This is a genomic window from Rhodococcus sp. YH1, assembly GCF_009939605.1.
GTDB classification, from domain to species: domain Bacteria; phylum Actinomycetota; class Actinomycetes; order Mycobacteriales; family Mycobacteriaceae; genus Rhodococcus; species Rhodococcus aetherivorans.
In genome coordinates this window covers 1-519 of sequence record NZ_WVTE01000204.1, presented here as the reverse complement: position 1 = coordinate 519, position 519 = coordinate 1, and the positions used below count along the sequence as shown (strand labels likewise).

Genomic DNA, 519 nt, shown 5'->3' with positions numbered 1-519 from the left:
GGTCACCGCCCGATCCGGTGGTCGCGGGGCCGCCGTGGCGGCACCGGGTGTGCGAGGGCCGATCCTAGGGGCGGACGGTGGCCACGTTGTCGACGACCGTGACGAATCCGCCCTGGAAGTTCTGCTGGACACCGCCGGGGATGGGGAACTCGTCGCCGACGGGGAAGCCGAGGCGACCGTTCTCGTAACCGGCGCTTTTCCACGCGTCGAAGACGGGCCCGGTGCGGACCGACCACGCCCCGCTCAGCGGGCTCCAGTAGATGTTGCCGCCCTCGAACTCGTTGAACCGGCCACCGTCCTTGACGGGGATCTCGCTGGTCTTCGGGAACCCGAGCCAGCCGTTCTCGTAGCCGAGCTCGGCGTACTTGCCCATGATCATGCCCTGTACGGCGTGGGCCCCGAACGGCTCGCTCCAGTAGAGGGCGCCGATCTCGAAGCCCTGCACCACGCCGGGCTTGCCGGGGGTGGCGACCTCGTCGGCCACCGGGTAGCCCAGCGGGCCGCCCTCCCAGCCCTGCC

Annotated in this window: 1 protein-coding gene; it reads right to left on the bottom strand. The window is 70.9% G+C overall.

Annotation, left to right across the window (positions count from 1 at the left end):
- Window positions 1-64: 64 nt before the first annotated feature.
- A partial coding sequence (locus AIIKEEIJ_RS14785; protein WP_443217106.1) for an LGFP repeat-containing protein occupies window positions 65-519 on the bottom strand: 455 nt, incomplete at its 5' end.